The organism is Streptomyces sp. NPDC014006, assembly GCF_043088925.1.
GTDB lineage: Bacteria > Actinomycetota > Actinomycetes > Streptomycetales > Streptomycetaceae > Streptomyces.
Genome location: NZ_JBICAJ010000002.1, coordinates 983,137 through 1,001,412, shown reverse-complemented (window position 1 = coordinate 1,001,412; position 18,276 = coordinate 983,137). Strand labels below are relative to the sequence as shown.

The window sequence follows — 18,276 nt, the reverse complement described above, 5'->3', positions numbered from 1 at the left end:
TCAGCGCCCGTCCGTGAAGGTCTCCCCCGTCTCCGCCTTCTCCACCAGCAGCGCCGGCGGCGTGAAGCGCTCGCCGTAGCGCTCGGCGAGCTCACGCGCGCGTGCCACGAAGCCGGGGAGACCGCCGTCGTAGCCGTTGATGTACTGCAGCACGCCGCCCGTCCAGCCGGGGAAGCCGATGCCGAGGATCGAGCCGATGTTGGCGTCGGCGACCGAGGTCAGCACCCCCTCCTCCAGCAACCGGACGGTGTCCAGCGCCTCGGAGAACAGCATGCGCTCCTGCATGTCGCGGAAGGGGATCTCGCGTCCCTCCTGCGTGAAGTGCTCGCGCAGGCCCGGCCACAGGCGCAGCCGCTTGCCGTCCTCGCCGTACTCGTAAAAGCCGGCGCCGCCGCTGCGGCCGGTGCGGCCGAACTCGTCGACCATCCGGTCGATGACGGCCTCGGCCGGGTGCGCCGTCCAGGTGCCGCCGGACTCCTCCACGGCCCGCTTCGTCTCGTTCCGGATCTTGCGGGGCAGGGTCAGCGTCAGGTCGTCCATCAGGGAGAGCACCTTGGCCGGGTAGCCGGCCTGGGCCGCGGCCTGCTCGACCGACGCGGGCTCGATGCCCTCGCCGACCATGGCCACGCCCTCGTTGATGAAGTGGCCGATGACCCGGGAGGTGAAGAAGCCGCGCGAGTCGTTGACGACGATCGGCGTCTTGTTGATCTGCCGCACCAGGTCGAAGGCGCGGGCGAGGGCCTCGTCCCCGGTGCGCTCGCCCTTGATGATCTCCACCAGGGGCATCTTGTCGACCGGCGAGAAGAAGTGCAGCCCGATGAAGTCGGTCTGCCGCTCGACGCCCTCGGCGAGCGTGGTGATGGGCAGCGTGGAGGTGTTCGAGCACAGCAGCGCGTCCGGCGCGACGACGGACTCGGTCTCCTGGAACACCTTGTGCTTGAGCGCGGTGTCCTCGAACACGGCCTCGATGACCGCGTCGCAGCCCGCGAGGTCGGCGGCATCGGCGGTGGGCGTGATGCGGGCGAGCAGCGCGTCGGCCTTCTCCTGCGTCGTACGGCCCTTGGCGACGGCCTTGGCGCACAGCTTCTCGGAGTAGCCCTTGCCCTTGACGGCGGCTTCCAGGGCGACGTCCTTGAGGACGACGTCGATGCCGGCGCGGGCGCAGGAGTAGGCGATGCCGGCGCCCATCATGCCGGCGCCGAGCACGGCGACCTTGCGGACCTTGCGGGGCTCGACGCCCTTCGGGCGGTTGGCGCCGGAGTTGACGGCCTGCAGGTCGAAGAAGAACGCCTGGATCATGTTCTTCGAGGTCTGGCCCGCGGCCAGCTCCACGAAGTAGCGGGCCTCGATGATCTGCGCGGTCTCGAAGTCGACCTGGGCGCCCTCTACGGCGGCGGCGAGGATGTTGCGCGGCGCCGGGTAGGGGGCGCCGCCCGTCTGCTTGCGCAGACTGGCCGGGAAGGCGGGCAGGTTGGCGGCGAACTTCGGGTTCGAGGGGGTGCCGCCGGGGATGCGGTAGCCGGGGCGGTCCCAGGGCTGCTCGGACTCGGGGTGGGCGTCGATGAAGGCGCGGGCCCGGGCGAGAAGCTCCTCGTGGCTGTCGACGACCTCGTCCACCAGGCCGTTGTCGAGGGCGCGGCGCGGGTTGTACTGGGTGCCCTGGAGGAGGACCTTCAGCAGGGCGTCGGTGATGCCGAGCAGCCGGACGGTGCGCACGACGCCGCCGCCTCCGGGCAGCAGGCCGAGGGTGACCTCCGGGCAGCCGATCCTGGAGCCGGGGGCGTCCAGGGCGACGCGGTGGTGACAGGCCAGCGCGATCTCGTAGCCGCCGCCCAGGGCCGCGCCGTTGATCGCGGCGACGACGGGCTTGCCGAGGGTCTCGATGCGGCGCAGGTTGCGCTTGATGGCCATGCCGCCGTCGAGGAGGTCCTGCGCGGTCTCGGGGGTGACCCGGATGAGGTCGCGCAGATCGCCGCCGGCGAAGAAGGTCTTCTTGGCGGAGGTGACGATGACGCCGCGGATCGAGTCCTTCTCGGCCTCCAGGCGGTCGGCGACCGCGGCCAGCGAATCGCGGAAGGCCTGGTTCATGGTGTTGGCGGACTGGTTGGGGTCGTCGAGGACGAGGGTGACGACACCGGTGTCGTCCTGTTCCCAGCGGATGGTGGTGGGCTCAGTGCTCATGGAAGCTGCTCCGTGATGGTCCGTGGTGATCCGTTGGGAAGGTCAGATGCGCTCGACGACGGTGGCGATGCCCATGCCGCCGCCCACGCACAGGGTGGCGAGGCCGTAGCGCTTGTCCTGGCGCTCCAGTTCGTCGACGAGGGTGCCGAGGATCATCGCGCCGGTCGCGCCGAGCGGGTGGCCGAGCGCGATGGCACCGCCGTTGACGTTGACCTTGTCCAGCGACAGGCCCATGTCCTTCACGAAGCGCAGCACGACCGCCGCGAACGCCTCGTTGATCTCGACGAGGTCGATGTCGTCGATGGTCAGTCCGGCCTTGGCGAGGGCCTTGCGGGTGGCGGGGGCGGGGCCGGTGAGCATGATGGTGGGCTCGGAGCCGGAGACCGCGGCGGAGACGATCCGGGCGCGCGGGGTGAGGCCGTAGCGCTCGCCGACCTCCTTCGAGCCGATGGCGACGAGGGAGGCGCCGTCGACGATGCCGGAGGAGTTGCCCGCGTGGTGGACGTGGTCGATCTGCTCCACCCAGTGGTACTTCTGCAGCGCGACCGCGTCGAAGCCGCCCAGTTCGCCGATGTCCGCGAAGGACGGCTTGAGCTTGGCGAGGGAGTCGGCGGTGGTGCCCGGGCGCAGGTGCTCGTCGTGGTCGAGGACGACGAGGCCGCTGCGGTCCTTCACGGGTACGACGGACCGCTCGAAGCGGCCTTCCTTCCAGGCGGTTGCCGCGCGCTCCTGGGAAAGGGCCGCGTACTCGTCGACGTCCCGGCGGGTGAAGCCCTCGATGGTGGCGATGAGGTCGGCGCCGATGCCCTGCGGCACGAAGTTGGTGGCGAGGTTGGTCATCGGGTCGTTGAACCAGGCGCCGCCGTCGGAGGCCATCGGCACCCGGGACATCGACTCCACGCCGCCCGCGAGGACCAGGTCCTCCCAGCCGGAACGGACCTTGGCGGCGGCCAGGTTGACCGCCTCCAGACCGGAGGCGCAGAAGCGGTTCTCCTGCACGCCGGCGACCGTGTCGGGCAGGCCGGCGGCGATCGCGGCGATCCGCGCGATGTCGGAGCCCTGGTCGCCGACCGGGCCGACCACGCCGAGCACGATGTCGTCGACCGCCGCCGGGTCCAGGCCCGGGAAGCGGGCGCGGATCTCGTGGATGAGGCCGACGACCAGGTCGACGGGCTTGGTGCCGTGCAGGGAGCCGCCTGCCTTGCCGCGTCCGCGCGGGGTGCGGATGGCGTCGTACACGTACGCTTCGGTGCTCACGAGGAGGCCTTTCGCTGAAGGTGGGAGGAAGGCGGGGGCAGCAGTTCGGGTACGTCCCAGTCGCGGGCCACGTCCGCGGTGTCGGCGCCGGGTCGCGCCGGGCCGCTGCGGATGGTGGCGGGGGTCGCGGAGAAGCGCGGCGCCGGGGCGGGCTGGGTGATGCCGCCGTGGTCGGTGAAGGTGGAGCGGGCGGCGAGGTGGGGGTGGTGCGGGGCCTCACGGAGCGACAGCACGGGCGCCACGCAGGCGTCGGAGCCCTCGAAGACGGCCGTCCACTCGTCCTGGGTACGGGCCTTGAAGCGGGCGGCGACCGCCTCGCGCAGCTCGCCCCAGCGGGCGACCTCGTGCCGGGCCGGGACCTCGCCGTCGATGCCGAGCAGGTCGGTGAACGCGTCGTAGAACCGCGGCTCGAGCGCGCCCACCGCCATGTACCGGCCGTCGGCGGTCTCGTAGGTGCCGTAGAAGGGGCAGCCGCCGTCGAGGAGGTTGGCGCCGCGCCGGTCCTGCCAGTCGCCGGCCGCGAGCATGCCGTGGATCATCGCCGACAGATGGGCGGTGCCGTCGACGATCGCGGCGTCGACGACCTGCCCGGTGCCGCACGCGCGCGCGTGGTGCAGCGCGGCGAGGAGGCCGACGACGAGGTAGAGGGAGCCGCCCGCGTAGTCGCCGAGGAGGTTGGCCGGGGGCGGGGGCGGCTGGTCGGGGCCGCCGATCATGCCGAGGGTGCCGGTGACGGCGATGTAGCCGATGTCGTGACCTGCGCGGTCGGCGAGCGGGCCGTCCTGGCCCCAGCCGGTCATGCGGCCGTAGACCAGCTTCGGGTTGCGGGCGTGGCAGGCCTCCGGGCCGACGCCGAGGCGCTCGGCGACGCCGGGACGGTAGCCCTCGATGAGGAGGTCGGCGCGGGCGGCCAGGGCGAGGACGCACTGTGGTCCGCCGGGGTCCTTCAGGTCGACCACCACCGAGCGCTTGTTGCGGTTGGTGACGTCGTACGCCGGGTCGATGCCGAGGCCGGGGCCGCCGGGCCGGTCGACGCGCACCACGTCGGCGCCGAGGTCGGCCAGCAGCATGGCGGCGAACGGACCGGGGCCGATACCGGCCAGCTCGACCACGCGCACGCCGGTCAGCGGCCCCTGCGCGGGCGTCGTCGGTGCCGTGGCCATCCAGGCCCCCTCGCTGTGACACAACCGATGTAACACCAGTGATGCTAAGAACGTGTTCCACCGGGCACAAGACCCGGGCGAGCAAGCGCTTAGCCAATTATGGGCCGCCGCCGGCCGGTCGGCCTCCTGTCCGCCGCCCGCCTCACCCGGCGTCCAGCTCGGCGACAAGCCGCCTGGGCGCGATGGCGCGGTAGCTCTCCTCCACCCAGTCGCACAGCAGCTCGGCCGCCGGGGCGCCCGGCTCCTGGAGCGGGATGCGCACCCAGCCCGCTCTGCCCAGGCCGTACCCGGCGGGTTCGGCGCCCGGGGAGGTCAGGGCATGGGCGTGGGCCGCCTCGTCCGTGAGTTTCACGGTCACCGCCATGGGGTGGCTGCCGTCGTCCACACCGAGGAAGGCGAACACCTTCTTGTTCACCTTGGCGACCGTCTCGCCCCAGGGGAACTCCTCGGCCGCACTCGGCAGGGACAGGGCGAACCCGCGTACTTTCTCCCACTTTCTCTGGACGCTTTCGGCCACGGCCATCCGCCACCTCCGGGCTCGTCATCCGCTCACGCACTCCTCACGCTAGCCTCGGCCACCGACAGCGGCGCGGCCGAACAAGGCGAGGGGTGTCATGAGCAGGCTGAACAGGACGGACCGTCCGTACGACATCGTGCTCTTCGGAGCCACCGGCTTCGTCGGGACGCTCACCGCGGAGTACCTCGCCGCGCACGCGCCCGCCGACCTGCGCTGGGCGGTGGCCGGACGCGACACGTCGAAACTCCAGCGGCTGCGGGAGCGGCTGCCCGGCGGCGAGCGGATCGGGATGCTGCGGGCCGACGTCGCCGACGCCGCGTCGCTGCGGGAACTCGCCGAGCACGCGCGCGTGGTGGCGTCCACGGTCGGGCCGTACATCCGTTACGGCGAGCAGCTCGTCGCCGCCTGCGCGGACACCGGCGCGGACTATCTCGACCTCACCGGTGAGCCGGAGTTCGTGGACCTGATGTACGTACGGCACGACGCACGCGCGCGGGAGACGGGTGCGCGCCTCGTGCACGCGTGCGGCTTCGACTCCGTACCGCACGACCTGGGGGTGCTGTTCACGGTGGGGCAGCTGCCGCCGGACGTGCCGCTGACCGTGGACGGCTTCGTGTCCGCCGACGCGGCCTTCTCGGGCGGGACGCTGGCCTCGGCGCTGAACCAGTTCGCGCGCGGACGGCAGATGGTGGCGGCGGCCCGGGACCGCGCGCGGCACGAGCCGCGGCTGGTGGGCCGCCGGGCGGCCGCCCCGATCGGCGCGCCGCACTACGCGCGCGACATCGGCGCGTGGGCGCTGCCGCTGCCGACCATCGACCCGCAGGTCGTCCAGCGGTCGGCACGGTCCCTGGACCGCTACGGGCCCGACTTCCGCTACCGCCACTACGCGGCCGTACGCCGGCTGCCGGTCGCGGCCGGGGGGATCGCGGCCGTGGGCGCGGTCGCCGTCGCCGCCCAAGTGCCGCCGGTACGGCGCTGGTTGTCGGACCGGGTCCGCCCCGGGGAGGGGCCGGACGCCGAGAAGCGGGCCCGCAGCTGGTTCCGCGTGCGCTTCGTCGGCGAGGGCGGCGGCCGGCGCGTCTTCACCGAGGTGTCGGGCGGCGACCCCGGCTACGGCGAGACCGCGAAGATCTTCGCCGAGGCGGCCCTGTCCCTGTCCTTCGACGACCTGCCGCCGACGTCGGGCCAGGTCACCACGGCGGTGGCGATGGGTGAGGCGCTCACCGAGCGGCTGCGGGCGGCGGGAATCGTCTTCCGGGTCGCCGCGCGCCGCTGAGGCGGCGTCCGGCGGTCCGCCCGACTCAGGCGCGGCTACAGCGGCCAGGACACCACTGTGTAGATCATCGCGCAGACCCAGCCGAGCCCGGCGAGCACGGCGAGGGCGAGCGCGGCGTTCACGGCGCGTTCGACGGGCCGGGCGGGGTCGTTGAGGGGCTTGGCGGCGCGATGTGTCGTCATGCGGGTCAGCCTTCCGGTGCCCTGCCCGCCGCACATCCGTACGGGTACTCAGTACGCGTACTCAGATGCACCCTGCTTTGAGACTTTCACCGGCACCGTGCAGGCACTCCTCGCCGCCGTCGGCAGAAGTCTCACCGGGCGCGTCAATGAAACGATGGAACGTATGAAATTCCTTCTCGACATCACCCTGGACGAGGCGGCGAGCAGCGAGGACAAGGCGCGGGAGCTGAGCCGGATCCTGCGGTACTGGGCCGGCAACGTCCGCCACTATCCGCTGCAGACCGGCGACGGGTCGGCCGTGTACGACTCGGGCTACAAGGAGGTGGGTGCCTGGCGGGTCGTCGCCTCCTGAAGCGCCCGGCGGCACAGCGCGTCGGCCCGGCGGGTGGTCTCCGGCAGCCGGTAGGCCGGCGTCAGCGCCAGTGTGTGGGCGCAGGCGCCGGCGAGGCTCACGCGGTGGCCCACGGACACGAACACCGGCTTGACGCCGTCGCGGGTGCGCAGCGCCCTGCCGACCTCCTCCTCGCCGGCCAGGAGCGGCGAGGAGGACCCGCGCGGCGCGTCCGGCTCGTCGTAGGCGAAGGTGAACGGGTTCTTGGCGACGCCGATGGTGGGCAGCCCGGTGAGCACGCCGAGGTGGCTGGCGAGCCCGAAACGGCGGGGGTGGGCGAGGCCGTAGCCGTCGCAGACGACCAGGCCCGGCGGACAGGGCAGGGCGTCCAGCGCGGCCAGCACCGTCGGTACCTCGCGGAAGGCGAGCAGCCCGGGCACGTAGGGGAAGGAGACCTGGCCGACGGCCGTGGCCTCGGCGACGACACCGAGGGTCGCGGCGTCCAGGACGACGGCCGCCGCGGCGACGACATCACGCCCGTCGTCATAGGCCACGTCGACGCCGGTGACGTGCCCGGTGCCCGGCTGCGGCCCCGGCTCGTCGAGCACCACCCGGGCCCGCAGCCCGTCCTGGACCGCCCGGGCCTCTTCCTCGGTCGCGGGCCAGCCCGCGGGAACGCGTACGGTCGTCATGATGACCATGAGCCTACGGTGTCGCCGCGACCCGGCGTAGGCTCGCGATCATGTTCGTGATGGAGCTGATCTACACCGCCCCGCTCGAAGCCGTCGACGCCGTCCTGAAGGACCATGTCGTCTGGCTGGACGAGTTGTACGCCCAGGGCCGCGTCCTGGCCTCCGGACGCAAGGAACCCCGCGACGGCGGGGTGATCATCGCCGTCGCGGGGGACCGCGCGCAGATAGAGGCCATCGCCGCGAGCGACCCCTTCGTCGCCGCGGGCGTCTGCGAGTACCGCATCACCGAGTTCATCGCCACCAAGACGGCGCCGGAGCTGGAGCGCCACCGCGAGACGCTCGGCTGAGCGGTACCGCTCACTTGCCGAGGGCGCGCTGCAGCTCGCTCTTGTTCATGTTCGAACGGCCGGAGATGTCCCGGCGCTTGGCCTCCTCGTACAGCTGGTCATAGGTCTGGCCCTCGGAGCCCTTGCCCTGGGAGCCCTTGCCCGACCGCTGGCCGCCCCGCTTGCCGGACGACATGTCCTTGGTGGAGGAGCGGCCGGCGGTCTTGGACTCGCCGGAGCGGGCGCGTTCCTTGTTGACGGTCCGTGCGGCCATCTCCTTGGCGCGCCCGGTGCTCGCGCCGCGCTCCTCGGCGCTCTCCTTGATGTGTTCGTACTGGCGTTCCCGCTTGGGGCTGGAACCGCGTGGCATGTGCGTTCACTTCCTTTCGGATGCGGTCCCCGAGTACCCCCATTGCACCCGAATCCGCCTCCCGGGGCCTGTTTCAGGGCTCCATGCGGGCCACGCGCCCCTGCTCGCCCGCGGCCCAACACGCCCGGTCCGCCGTGCAGTCCACGGTGTCGTACGACCCGGTGTCGACGGTGCGCCAGGTGCGCCCGCCGTCCGTCGTCAGCTCGGTGCCGGTGGGGCCGACGGCGAGCGCGGCGCCACGGCTGTGCGCGAGCCAGGCGGCGCCGGAGCGGTAGGCGGGCGGAGGGCGGTCGGCAGGGCGCCAGGTGCGGCCGCCGTCGGCGGTCACCGCGGCCGCGAGCGGCGAGGGCTGCTCGGGGCGGTAGTCGCCGCCGACGGCGAGTCCGTGGGTGCGGTCGCGGAAGGTGAGCGCGAAGACACCGCGGGCCGGGTCGCCGGCCGGGACGGGTGCCTCGGTGGCCGTCCAGGTCAGGCCGCGGTCGGCGGAGTGCAGCACGCGCGCGTGGGCGGCTCCGCCGGTGGCCAGCCAGACGTCCTTCGGTCCGGAGGTGACCAGGCACTGGCCGCTCGCCGCGAAGCCGGCCTCGCCGTCCAGGGCGGCGGGCATGCCGCGTGCGGGCAGCACCGTCCAGGAGCGGCCGCCGTCGCTGGTGGACAGAGCGCGGAACCGCCCGTCGACGGGGTCACTCACCGCCAGGCCATGCCGGTGGTCGAAGAAGGCCAGGCAGTCGTAGAAGGCCTTCGGGTCGGTGTTGCGGAAGGACTCCGTCCAGGTCGTGCCGCCGTCCTCGGTGCGATACACGCGGGACGCCTCGCCCTCGCCGATCGCCAGGACGACGGCGCGGCGCGCGTCGAACGCCTCGACGTCCCGGAACTGCAGTTCGCCGGCGCCGGGCGGGGAGACGTTCCGCCAGCTCGCCCCGCCGTCTGTGGTGCGCAGCACGGTCCCCGCGGTGCCGGCAGCCCACGCGGTGTCCCGGTCGACGGCGGCCAGCCCGCGGAAGCGGACGGAGGGCGCGCCGGTGTTCTTGAGCGCCCAGTGGGGCATGCGGTGCGCGCCGTCGTGCGCCTGCGCCGGAGCGGCGGCCAGGGCGGCGAGCACCGTGGCGCACACCGCTCCCGAGACGGTCCCGCGACCCTTGCCCGCCTTGGGTCGTTTGCGCCCGTTGCGCCTCTCGGATCCCTTGCTCCTCATGACCCTCGCGATCGTCATGGCGGGCGAAGCTAGCCGACCGCCCGGGTGCCGTCCAGAGCGCGTCCCGCCACAAGTGACCTTCCCGGCACACCGGAAGCAGTCGGACACCTCCGTGCATGAAGGCGGTGACAGAGGTCACTCGCTCTGAGTGTGCACGGATCGGCCGGTTCCTACGTCTCTTGGAGTGACCGGCCTCATCCGCCCCTCCGTCCGTCCACCGTCCAGCCGTCACAAGGGAGCAAGGCGTTGTCCACCGTCATCGAGCAGCCCGTGCAGGCACGTCTCGTCGCCGCCGCGCCCCGGATGCCGAACATCCCCGCCACGCTGCACTACGACCGCCGGGACCCGTTCGCGATCCGGATGACCTTCCCCGCGCCGGCCACGCTGGAAGGCGTGGAGGTCTGCTGGACCTTCTCCCGCGAACTGCTCACGGCCGGCCTGGAGGGCCCGGAAGGCCACGGCGACGTCCGAGTGCGGCCATACGGCTTCGACCGCACGGTCCTGGAGTTCCACGCCCCCGAGGGCACGGCCGTCGTCCATGTCCGCACCGGTGAGATCCAGCGCTTCCTGCGGGCCACCAGCGAGCTGGTGCCGGTGGGCCTGGAGCACCTGCAGCTCGACCTGGACCACGGCCTGGCGGAGCTGATGCGGGACGCCTGCTAGGCCGTCCCCAGGTCTGCTGGGCGCTCCGGCTCCGGCCCGGCAGCGGTTCAGCTCGCCGTGGTCGAGCCCTCCGGACAGCGTCTCGTGGGTGCCGGCGCCGAGCAGTTTCCCGTGCCGCGTGGCGGACGACGGCGTGCGCGGCCTGGGCGAACCCGGCACGTGCCCGCGCGCCCTGCACGGGGCTCCGTCAATTCGGTTGACCGCCCCTATGCGCTCCCTTACCGTGGATGTCGGCCCTGTTGCCGTCGATTGGAGAAGGACGTTGCTCGTCTGAGGTCCTGAGACACCGCGCCACACCCGTCAGGTGTGCATTGCGTGCGTGCGACCTCGGCATACGAGCCGTCCCGGGCACAGGGCTTTCCCTTTGACGCCTTCCCGGACCCTCAGTGGTTGCCGTCCCGCGGTGTCTCGATACGCGTTTGCCCCCGCTTCCGTATACGAGCAACCGCGAGGCCCCATGTACGTATCCCTCACCTGCACCTCCCTGTCCTTCGCCTGGCCGGACGGCACGGTCGTCCTCGACGGCCTGGACGCCACCTTCGGTCCCGGCCGCACCGGACTGGTCGGCGCCAACGGGTCGGGCAAGTCCACCCTGTTGAAGCTGATCGCCGGGGAGCTGACCCCCACCGACGGTGCCGTACGCGTCGCTGGGGAGACCGGCCATCTGCCGCAGAACGTCACGCTGGACACCACCCTGCGCGTCGACGAGGCGCTCGGCATCGCCGTGCAGCGCGCCGCGCTGCACGCCATCGAGGCCGGTGACGCCGCCGACGAACACTTCGAGACCATCGGCGACGACTGGGACGTCGAGGAGCGCGCGCTCGCCACCCTCGGCGAACTCGGCCTCGGGCACATCGCGTTGGACCGCACCATCGGCGAGGTGTCGGGCGGCGAGTCGGTCCTGCTGCGGCTGGCCGCGCTGCTGCTGCGCCGGCCGGAGGTCCTGCTGCTGGACGAACCCACCAACAACCTCGACCTGTACGCCCGCCGCCGGCTCTACGCGGCCGTGGAGTCCTGGCCGGGTGTGATGATCGTGGTCAGCCACGACCGTGAACTGCTGGAGCGGGTCGACCAGATCGCCGATCTGCGCGGCGGGGAGATCACCCGGTACGGCGGCAACTTCTCCGCCTACGAGGAGGCGCTCGCCGTCGAGCAGGAGGCCGCCGAGCGCATGGTGCGCGTGGCGGAGTCCGACTTGCGCAAGCAGAAGCGCGAACTGACCGACGCCCAGGTGAAGCTGGCCCGCCGCAAGCGGTACGGGCAGAAGATGTGGGACCAGAAACGCGAGCCGAAGATCGTCATGGGGGCGCGCAAGCGCGCGGCCCAGGAGTCCGCGGGCAAGCACCGCCTCCTGCACGAGGAGAAGCTCACCGAGGCCAGGGAACGGCTCGACGAGGCGGTGGAGGCCGTACGGGACGACGACGAGATCCGTGTCGACCTGCCGCACACCGCCGTCCCCACGGGCCGCGGCGTGCTCACCCTGCGGGCCCTGACACTGGCCTACGGCGCGCGTGTCGAGGGCGGCTTCGATCTGTACGGTCCGGAGCGGATCGCGCTGATCGGGCGCAACGGCGCGGGCAAGACCACGCTGCTGCGCACGATCGCCGGCGAACTCGCGCCGGTCTCGGGCGAGGCGACGGCGCACGTCCCGCTGCGTTTCCTGCCGCAGCGCCTGGACGTCCTGGACGGTGAGCTGACCGTCGCGCAGAACGTGGCCCGGTTCGCGCCGGGCGCCACCAACAACCGGATCCGGGCGCGGCTCGCCCGCTTCCTGTTCCGGGGCGCACGCGCCGACCAGATGGCGGCCACGCTGTCCGGCGGCGAGCGCTTCCGGGCGGCCCTGGCCGCGCTGATGCTCGCCGAGCCGGCCCCGCAGCTGCTGATGCTGGACGAGCCGACGAACAACCTCGACATGGCGAGCGTGAACCAGCTGACCACGGCGCTGGAGTCGTACCAGGGCGCACTGATCGTGGCCAGCCACGACCTGCCGTTCCTGGAGTCGATCGGCATCACGCGCTGGCTGCTGCTCGACGGAGAACTGAAGGAAATCACGCCAGAAGCTGTCGGGTATCCCGCCTAGCGTCGGGGTCATGCGCGACTACATCACCCTCACCGGAGCCAGGGAGAACAACCTCAAGGACGTCACCCTGCGCATCCCGAAAGGCCGGCTGACCGTGTTCACCGGCCTTTCGGGATCGGGCAAGTCGTCGGTCGTCTTCGACACGATCGCCGTCGAGTCGCAGCGCCAGCTCAACGAGACGTACACCTGGTTCGTGCGCAACCGGCTGCCCAGGTACGAACGCCCGCGCGCGGACGCCATGGAGGACCTGTCCCCCGCCATCGTGGTCGACCAGCGGCCGGTCGGCGGCCACTCACGCTCCACCGTCGGCACGATGACCGACGTCTACGCGGTGATCCGGGTGCTGTTCTCCCGGTGCGGTACCCCGAGCGCCGGCGAGGCGACGGCGTACTCCTTCAACGACCCGGCGGGCATGTGCCCCGAGTGCCAGGGGCTCGGCCGCACGGTACGGCCCGCCTGGGACCGCATCCTCGACCCGGCCCGCTCCCTCGCCGGCGGTGCGATCCTCTTCCCGCCGTTCGCCGCGGGCACCTGGCAGGGGCAGACCTACACCAACACGGCGGACCTGGATGTGCGCAAACCGGTCGGCGAGTTCACCGACGCCGAGCGGGAGTTCCTGCTGCGCGGGCGCGGCACGCGCGTGAACGTCGACAACACCGGCGGATCGCGCGCCATCGACTACGAGGGCCTGGCGGACCGCTTCGAGCGGCTGTACCTGAACCGGGACCTGTCCGCGCTCAGCGCGCGCACCCGCGAGATGGTCGAGCGCTTCCTCACCGAGGACACCTGCCCGCGCTGCGCGGGCGCCCGGCTCAACGAGGCCGCGCTGGCCACCCAAATCCGCGGCCGGTCCGTCGCCGACTGCACCCGGATGCAGATCACCGACCTCATCGCCGTACTCGGGGAACTCGACGACGACCCGCTCGCCGCGCCGATCGCCGGGGCCGCCGTCACGGCGCTGGAGCGGATCGAGGCGATCGGCCTCGGCTACCTCAGCCTCGACCGGGAGACGGCGACGCTGTCCGGGGGCGAGGGACAGCGGCTGAAGACCGTACGGCACCTGGGCTCCAGCCTGACCGGCATGACGTACATCTTCGACGAGCCCAGCGTCGGGCTGCACCCGCGCGACGTCCACCGCCTCGGCGACCTGTTGCTGGGCCTGCGCGACAAGGGCAACACCGTGCTCGTCGTCGAGCACGACCGGGACGTCATCGCGCTGGCCGACCACGTCGTCGACATGGGTCCCGGAGCCGGTACCGAGGGCGGGCACGTGGTGTTCGAGGGGCCGCCGCGCGCGCTGGCCGGGTCGCCGACGGCGACCGGGCGCTGTCTGCGCCGCCGTACGGCGCTCAAGGCGCGGGTGCGGCGGCCGGGCGGCGGGCTGTGGGTGAAGGGCGCGAGCCGGCACAACCTGCGGGAGGTGACGGTTAAGTTCCCGACCGGGGTGCTGACCGCGGTCACCGGCGTCGCCGGGTCGGGAAAGTCGACCCTGGTGGCGGAGTTCACCGCCGCTCATCCGGACGCCGTGGTGGTCGACCAGTCGTCGATCGGGATCTCCGCACGCTCCACGCCGGCGACGTATCTGGGGATCATGGACACGGTACGGCGGATCTTCGCGCGCGCGACGGACAGTGAGCCGGGGCTGTTCAGCTTCAACTCCACGGGCGCGTGCCCGGCGTGCGAGGGGCGCGGGGTGCTGTACGCGGACCTCGCGTTCATGGACCCGGTGACGACCACCTGCCCGGACTGCCGGGGCCGGCGCTTCCGGGAGGAGGTGCTGCGGCTGACGGTGGACGGCCGTTCGATCGCCGACGTGCTGGCGATGACGGCCGAGCAGGCACTCGGCTTCTTCGGCGACAGCGCGGTGCGGCGACGGCTGCGCGCCCTGCACGACGTCGGCCTGACCTACCTGGCGCTCGGACAGCCGCTGTCCACGCTGTCCGGCGGCGAACGGCAGCGGCTGAAGCTCGCGACCCGGCTGCACCGCACCGGCGCGGTGTACGTGTTGGACGAGCCGACGACCGGCCTGCACATGGCGGACGTGAACGGGCTGCTCGCGCTGCTGGACCGGCTGGTGGACGGCGGCAACACGGTCGTGGTGGTGGAGCACGACATGGACGTGGTGGCCCACGCCGACTGGGTGATCGACCTGGGCCCGGACGGGGGCCGGGACGGCGGCCGGGTCCTCTTCGAGGGCACCCCACGGCAACTGCTCACCGACCGGACGTCGGTCACGGCGGAGTACCTGCGCCGGGCGGCGGGCTGCCCGGGGGGCGCCATGGGTGCGGGCTGACGGCGGGGGCGACGTCGGTGCGGGCTGACGGCGTCTCCCTCGGAACCGCGCGCCCCGGGCGGGGGCGGTTCGGACGGCCGGAGAGGGCCGTGTGCGGCCGAGACGGCCGAGGGTCGGCTCAGGGCGGGCCACGGCGGCAGGGGCGACCCAGTGCCGCCCGGGAGGCCGCGGCGGGGGGGGGTGACGGCTCAGCGCCGGCCCAGGCGGCCACGGCGGCCGGAGGCAGCCGAGCAGTGACCCGGGCGGCCGCGACGGGCACGGAGACGGCTCGGAGGCGGTCGTGGGGCGGTCCGGCGGCGGGCGGTCGTGGTCCCTGGACCGACGCCGGGCGCGGCTGCGGTCCGCGACGGCCGGGCGCGTCTGCGGTCCGCGACGGCCGGGGCGCGCGTGGGGCCCGGGGACGCCGGGGCGCGCCCGCGGTCCGGGGACGCGGGGCGGCCCTGCTCCTCGGCCGGCCGTGACGGCGGGGCGCGCCCTGTGTGCCAATCCGGGGTTACGCCCTGGTAATCCCTCCCCACCCGGGGTTTCGCCGAGTACTCCTCGCCCGGCATCATGGCGGACCGGTGCCCCATGATGGCCCCAGGAACCACCCGCCGATACGGAGACCACGCTCGTGCCCAGCAAGAAGGCCCTCGTCCGCCGCCCCAGCCCCCGCCTCGCCGAAGGTCTGGTGACGCACATCGCGCGGGAGAAGGTCGACGCCGAGCGGGCGGTCGAGCAGTGGGAGGCGTACGTCGCCGCCCTGCGCGCGCACGGCTGGGACGCGATCGAGGTCGACCCGGCCGACGACTGCCCCGACTCGGTGTTCGTCGAGGACACGGTGGTCATGTACAAGAACGTCGCGCTCATCACCCGCCCCGGCGCCGAGTCCCGCCGGCCGGAGACCGTCGGCGTCGAGGAGGCCGTGGCGCGGCTCGGCTGCTCGGTGAACTGGATCTGGGAGCCGGGCACGCTGGACGGCGGCGACGTGCTCAAGACCGACGACACGATCTACGTGGGCCGGGGCGGCCGTACCAACGCGGCCGGGGTGCAGCAGCTGAGGGCCGCCTTCGAGCCGCTGGGCGCGCGCGTGGTCGCCGTACCGGTGAGCAAGGTGCTGCATCTGAAGTCGGCGGTGACCGCGCTGCCGGACGGCACGGTGATCGGGCACATTCCGAAGGTGGACCGGCCGGCGCTGTTCCCGCGGTTCCTGTCGGTGCCGGAGGAGTCCGGGGCGCACGTGGTGCTGCTCGGCGGCGCGAAGCTGCTGATGGCGGCGAGCGCGCCGCGGACCGCGGACCTGCTCACCGACCTCGGCTTCGAGGTGGTCGCGGTGGACATCAGCGAGTTCGAGAAGCTCGAGGGGTGTGTGACTTGCCTCTCGGTACGGCTGCGGGAGCTGTATGCCTGACGGGCGGCATCCTTACCCGTGCGGCCCCGGGATCTGCGGATTCCGGGGCCGTGATGTCTCTCCGGCGGGCCGGAGCCGGCTGTGCTGATCAGCAGTGTTTACGACGTCCTTAACCTACGGTTACGTAACCTACGGACTCGTAGCCTACGATTCCGTAAGTTCCGGCGCCGCACCGCCGGAGGCTTCCGCTCCGTTACGTCCCCCTGGAGTACCCGTGACTGTTACCTCGTCCCACCTCGGCAGTTCCGCCGCCTGGACCGACGCCCGGCTGCTGTACGCACTCGAGGAAGTGGTCGAGAAGGAACTGAACCGGCATCTGCAGGTCGCCAAGGACTGGATGCCCCACGAGTACGTGCCATGGAGCGACGGCCGCAACTTCCCCGGCTACTTCGAGGACGGCGAGGCCTGGGACAAGGAGCAGTCCAAGGTCACCGAGATCGGCCGCATCGCGCTCGTGGTGAACCTCCTGACGGAGGACAACCTGCCGAGCTACCACCACGAGATCGCCACGCTCTTCGGCCGGGACGGCGCCTGGGGCACCTGGGTGCACCGCTGGACCGCCGAGGAGGGCCGGCACGGCATCGTGATGCGGGACTACCTGCTCGCCTCGCGCGCGGTGGACCCGGACAAGCTGGAGCAGTTCCGCATGGCGCACATGAGCGAGGGCTTCGAGTCCGACAACCGGCACTCGATGCTGCACTCGGTCGCCTACGTCGCCTTCCAGGAGCTGGCCACCCGCATCTCGCACCGCAACACGGGCCACCAGTCCGGTGACCCGGTGTGCGACCGCATGCTGGCGCGCATCGCGACCGACGAGAACCTGCACATGATCTTCTACCGCAACCTGCTCAAGGCGGCCTTCGAGATAGCGCCTGACCTCACCATGCAGGCGGTGCGGGACGTGGTGGTCAACTTCCGCATGCCCGGCCACAGCATCCCCGGCTTCGAGCGGGCAGCGGCGCAGATGGCGATCGGCGGCGTGTACAACCTGCGCATCCACCACGACGACGTGCTCCAGCCCGTGCTGCGCCACCTGAAGGTACTGGAGATCGACGGCCTCGGCCCCGAGGGCCTGCAGGCCCAGGAGGAACTCGGCCTCTACATGGGCGGCCTGAACGACGAGGCGACGAAGTTCGACGAGAAGCTGGCGGCGCGCCGGGCGCGGCTGGCAGCCCGCGCGGGCGCCTGACGCTCGGCGCGACCGGCGAGCCGGCAGGCGCCGGGTCGCCGGTCGCCGGCGCCCCGTGCGGAGCGGTCCGGCGTCGTCGGCGGGCGCCCGCATCCGGTGCCGGGCGGTGTCCGAGGCCGGCGCCGGCCGGTGCGCACGCCCCGTACGGGCCACCGGAATTGCCCGTGCGAGGCCGGGCCGGCCTGCGGCATCATGCCCCGCATGAGGGACAACGGCAGAGCGGCGCGGACGGTCGGATTTCTTCTCGGGCTGACCGACGAGGAAACCGCCGAACGCGTCCGGTCACGCATCGGCCTGCCTAGCCAGGAGGACCCCGTAGCGCTGCGCCGCCGGCTGGCCCGCCCCTGGCAGTGGCCGGGCCGGCTGCCGGCCTCGGTGGCGCTGTGGATGCTGGAGCAGGACGACCCCGACCTCAACGTCACGGTGTGGCGGTACCTCACCACCGACTCCGGCCTGCGCCGGGCCGTCTGCCGCGGCGTCCCGTTCGGACCCGGCCGTACCGAGCCGCTGCCGCCGCCCCCGACGCTGGCCGGCGAAGAGCCCGAGGTGCCCGAGAGCTACGTCCACCACGGGCTAGTCGGTTCCCTGCGCCGCGCCACCGCCATGAAGACCGCACGCGCGGCCGCTTCGATGGTGCTCACCCGCGATGACTGGCGGACGGTCACCGCGGCGGACGCCGAGCGCCCGCTGCCCGGTTACGCCCGCTGGGCCCTGTCCGTACGCCCCGACTGTCCGCCGGCGCTGCGCGCCCGGTTCGGCAGTCACGCCAAGTTCACTCACCGGGTGCGGCAGGCAGGCGTGTTCGACGGGCCGGCCGACTACGCCACGGCCCACGGGCCCGCCGTGGACGTCCTCGACCTGCTGTCCCTCGGCCCCTGCGCGTTCCCGGCCCGCGCCCGGGCCGCCGAGGACGCACTGCGTCCGCTCGTCCAGGACCACTTGGGCCGGCGGGAGGACGCCTGGGCGGTGCTGGCGCAACTGGTCGAGACGTTCCACGGCACCGTGCCCGAACTGGTGATGACGGCCGGCGCCATCGCCTGAATCCCCTCGGCCCCGAAAGGGGGCGGGGCGGCTGGATTCGAACCAGCGTGTTCCGGTTTTGGAGACCAGCGCGCCTGCCTCTGCGCTACGGCCCCGCCTTGAGAGCGCAGCGTAATGCCTTGGCCCGCTG

17 protein-coding genes and 1 tRNA gene are annotated in these 18,276 nt (G+C 72.6%); 9 read left to right on the top strand and 9 right to left on the bottom strand.

Annotated elements, in window-relative coordinates; translation table 11 throughout:
- From ACF1GV_RS11035 to ACF1GV_RS11020, 4 genes are all read right to left on the bottom strand, one after another.
- Nucleotides 1–2,181 (bottom strand): 3-hydroxyacyl-CoA dehydrogenase NAD-binding domain-containing protein, encoded by a 2,181-nt coding sequence (locus ACF1GV_RS11035; RefSeq protein WP_391678913.1) that lies wholly within the window; start codon nucleotides 2,179–2,181, stop codon nucleotides 1–3.
- Between the two features lie 42 nt (nucleotides 2,182–2,223).
- Entirely contained in the window at nucleotides 2,224–3,438 is a 1,215-nt protein-coding gene (locus ACF1GV_RS11030; protein WP_391678916.1) for an acetyl-CoA C-acetyltransferase, read from the bottom strand.
- Nucleotides 3,435–4,601: a CaiB/BaiF CoA transferase family protein gene (locus ACF1GV_RS11025; RefSeq protein ID WP_391678919.1), complete on the bottom strand. Its 1,167-nt coding sequence runs from the start codon at nucleotides 4,599–4,601 to the stop codon at nucleotides 3,435–3,437. The genes ACF1GV_RS11030 and ACF1GV_RS11025 overlap by 4 nt, the downstream gene beginning before the upstream one ends.
- 142 nt (nucleotides 4,602–4,743) lie before the next feature.
- Entirely contained in the window at nucleotides 4,744–5,124 is a 381-nt protein-coding gene (locus ACF1GV_RS11020; protein WP_391678921.1) for an MmcQ/YjbR family DNA-binding protein, read from the bottom strand.
- Nucleotides 5,125–5,215: 91 nt separating this feature from the next.
- Between ACF1GV_RS11020 and ACF1GV_RS11015 the strand changes: the two genes are divergently transcribed.
- Nucleotides 5,216–6,394: a saccharopine dehydrogenase family protein gene (locus ACF1GV_RS11015; RefSeq protein ID WP_391678923.1), complete on the top strand. Its 1,179-nt coding sequence runs from the start codon at nucleotides 5,216–5,218 to the stop codon at nucleotides 6,392–6,394.
- 35 nt (nucleotides 6,395–6,429) lie between these two features.
- Here ACF1GV_RS11015 and mmpA read toward each other — a convergent pair whose 3' ends face one another.
- Nucleotides 6,430–6,576, bottom strand: a complete 147-nt coding sequence (gene mmpA / locus ACF1GV_RS11010; protein WP_391678925.1) for a morphogenic membrane protein MmpA — start codon at nucleotides 6,574–6,576, stop codon at nucleotides 6,430–6,432.
- 163 nt (nucleotides 6,577–6,739) lie between these two features.
- Between mmpA and ACF1GV_RS11005 the strand changes: the two genes are divergently transcribed.
- Nucleotides 6,740–6,928, top strand: a complete 189-nt coding sequence (locus tag ACF1GV_RS11005; protein WP_391678926.1) for a hypothetical protein — start codon at nucleotides 6,740–6,742, stop codon at nucleotides 6,926–6,928.
- Here ACF1GV_RS11005 and ACF1GV_RS11000 read toward each other — a convergent pair.
- A complete protein-coding gene (locus ACF1GV_RS11000; protein ID WP_391679616.1) occupies nucleotides 6,889–7,599 on the bottom strand; it encodes an endonuclease V in 711 nt (236 codons plus the stop codon). The two genes, ACF1GV_RS11005 and ACF1GV_RS11000, sit on opposite strands and share 40 nt — an antisense overlap.
- 50 nt (nucleotides 7,600–7,649) lie before the next feature.
- Between ACF1GV_RS11000 and ACF1GV_RS10995 the strand changes: the two genes are divergently transcribed.
- Nucleotides 7,650–7,946, top strand: a complete 297-nt coding sequence (locus ACF1GV_RS10995; RefSeq protein ID WP_363264111.1) for a YciI family protein — start codon at nucleotides 7,650–7,652, stop codon at nucleotides 7,944–7,946.
- 10 nt (nucleotides 7,947–7,956) lie between these two features.
- Here ACF1GV_RS10995 and ACF1GV_RS10990 read toward each other — a convergent pair whose 3' ends face one another.
- Nucleotides 7,957–8,295, bottom strand: coding sequence for a plasmid stabilization protein (locus tag ACF1GV_RS10990; protein WP_363264112.1), 339 nt, complete (start codon nucleotides 8,293–8,295; stop codon nucleotides 7,957–7,959).
- Between the two features lie 73 nt (nucleotides 8,296–8,368).
- The gene (locus ACF1GV_RS10985; RefSeq protein ID WP_391679617.1) at nucleotides 8,369–9,409 is read right to left on the bottom strand and encodes a WD40/YVTN/BNR-like repeat-containing protein; all 1,041 of its coding nucleotides are present in this window, start codon (nucleotides 9,407–9,409) and stop codon (nucleotides 8,369–8,371) included.
- Between the two features lie 327 nt (nucleotides 9,410–9,736).
- Between ACF1GV_RS10985 and ACF1GV_RS10980 the strand changes: the two genes are divergently transcribed.
- The 6 genes from ACF1GV_RS10980 (at nucleotide 9,737) to ACF1GV_RS10955 (ending at nucleotide 18,146) form a co-directional block, all read left to right on the top strand.
- Nucleotides 9,737–10,153, top strand: a complete 417-nt coding sequence (locus tag ACF1GV_RS10980) for an SsgA family sporulation/cell division regulator (RefSeq protein WP_391678929.1) — start codon at nucleotides 9,737–9,739, stop codon at nucleotides 10,151–10,153.
- A 457-nt stretch (nucleotides 10,154–10,610) separates the two neighbouring features.
- On the top strand, nucleotides 10,611–12,233 hold the full coding sequence (locus ACF1GV_RS10975; protein ID WP_391678931.1) for an ABC-F family ATP-binding cassette domain-containing protein: 1,623 nt from the start codon (nucleotides 10,611–10,613) through the stop codon (nucleotides 12,231–12,233).
- A gap of 10 nt (nucleotides 12,234–12,243) precedes the next feature.
- A complete protein-coding gene (locus ACF1GV_RS10970; protein WP_391678933.1) occupies nucleotides 12,244–14,526 on the top strand; it encodes an ATP-binding cassette domain-containing protein in 2,283 nt (760 codons plus the stop codon).
- Between the two features lie 613 nt (nucleotides 14,527–15,139).
- Nucleotides 15,140–15,916, top strand: a complete 777-nt coding sequence (gene ddaH, locus ACF1GV_RS10965; protein WP_391678934.1) for a dimethylargininase — start codon at nucleotides 15,140–15,142, stop codon at nucleotides 15,914–15,916.
- A gap of 214 nt (nucleotides 15,917–16,130) precedes the next feature.
- Nucleotides 16,131–17,105: an acyl-ACP desaturase gene (locus ACF1GV_RS10960; RefSeq protein ID WP_391678936.1), complete on the top strand. Its 975-nt coding sequence runs from the start codon at nucleotides 16,131–16,133 to the stop codon at nucleotides 17,103–17,105.
- A gap of 201 nt (nucleotides 17,106–17,306) precedes the next feature.
- Nucleotides 17,307–18,146, top strand: coding sequence for a hypothetical protein (locus ACF1GV_RS10955; RefSeq protein ID WP_391678938.1), 840 nt, complete (start codon nucleotides 17,307–17,309; stop codon nucleotides 18,144–18,146).
- 21 nt (nucleotides 18,147–18,167) lie between these two features.
- On the opposite strand, the gene ACF1GV_RS10950 is transcribed toward ACF1GV_RS10955, so the two are convergent.
- Nucleotides 18,168–18,243, bottom strand: a tRNA-Trp gene (locus ACF1GV_RS10950).
- Between the last annotated feature and the right edge of the window lie 33 nt (nucleotides 18,244–18,276).

Excerpts from the sequence above, each read along its gene's own strand:
- ACF1GV_RS11015 (WP_391678923.1), top strand. The coding sequence starts at position 5,216 with ATGAGCAGGCTGAACAGGACGGACCGTCCGTACGACATCGTGCTCTTC.
- ACF1GV_RS11035 (WP_391678913.1), bottom strand. The coding sequence starts at position 2,181 with ATGAGCACTGAGCCCACCACCATCCGCTGGGAACAGGACGACACCGGT.
- ACF1GV_RS11005 (WP_391678926.1), top strand. The coding sequence starts at position 6,740 with ATGAAATTCCTTCTCGACATCACCCTGGACGAGGCGGCGAGCAGCGAG.
- ACF1GV_RS10970 (WP_391678933.1), top strand. The coding sequence starts at position 12,244 with ATGCGCGACTACATCACCCTCACCGGAGCCAGGGAGAACAACCTCAAG.
- ACF1GV_RS11025 (WP_391678919.1), bottom strand. The coding sequence starts at position 4,601 with ATGGCCACGGCACCGACGACGCCCGCGCAGGGGCCGCTGACCGGCGTG.
- mmpA (WP_391678925.1), bottom strand. The coding sequence starts at position 6,576 with ATGACGACACATCGCGCCGCCAAGCCCCTCAACGACCCCGCCCGGCCC.
- ACF1GV_RS11000 (WP_391679616.1), bottom strand. The coding sequence starts at position 7,599 with ATGACGACCGTACGCGTTCCCGCGGGCTGGCCCGCGACCGAGGAAGAG.
- ACF1GV_RS10995 (WP_363264111.1), top strand. The coding sequence starts at position 7,650 with ATGTTCGTGATGGAGCTGATCTACACCGCCCCGCTCGAAGCCGTCGAC.
- ACF1GV_RS10975 (WP_391678931.1), top strand. The coding sequence starts at position 10,611 with ATGTACGTATCCCTCACCTGCACCTCCCTGTCCTTCGCCTGGCCGGAC.
- ACF1GV_RS10955 (WP_391678938.1), top strand. The coding sequence starts at position 17,307 with ATGAGGGACAACGGCAGAGCGGCGCGGACGGTCGGATTTCTTCTCGGG.
- ACF1GV_RS10990 (WP_363264112.1), bottom strand. The coding sequence starts at position 8,295 with ATGCCACGCGGTTCCAGCCCCAAGCGGGAACGCCAGTACGAACACATC.
- ACF1GV_RS11020 (WP_391678921.1), bottom strand. The coding sequence starts at position 5,124 with ATGGCCGTGGCCGAAAGCGTCCAGAGAAAGTGGGAGAAAGTACGCGGG.